Source organism: Microbacterium sp. BH-3-3-3 (genome assembly GCF_007679045.1).
Taxonomy (GTDB): domain Bacteria; phylum Actinomycetota; class Actinomycetes; order Actinomycetales; family Microbacteriaceae; genus Microbacterium; species Microbacterium algihabitans.
Genome location: NZ_VEFS01000015.1, coordinates 1 through 288, shown reverse-complemented (window position 1 = coordinate 288; position 288 = coordinate 1). Strand labels below are relative to the sequence as shown.

1 protein-coding gene is annotated in these 288 nt (G+C 74.7%); it reads left to right on the top strand.

Annotation, left to right across the window (positions count from 1 at the left end):
- Positions 1-288, top strand: a 288-nt coding sequence (locus FS769_RS16685; protein WP_144835407.1) for a DUF222 domain-containing protein, incomplete at both ends; no start/stop codon positions are given.

Here is a 288-nt window from a genome sequence, read left to right as displayed (position 1 = left end):
CAGCGCGCGCCCGCCCGCGCCGCGCAACTGGCCCTGAGGGAGGTGGCGTCCGAGCTCGCCGCGGCCGAGAACCTCTCCGACCGGTCGGTGCAGCGGCAGATGTGTCAGGCGATGACCCTCGTCGACGACTACCCCGCCACCCTCGCCGCGTGGGAAGCGGGGGCTCTCACCCGCGCCCACGCCCACGTCATCGCCGACATCGGCTCAGCCCTCCCGCCCGAGAAGAAGGCCGAATTCGACCTTCTCGCCGTCGCCACCGCCGAGGGTCGCAGCCCCGCCCGCCTGCGC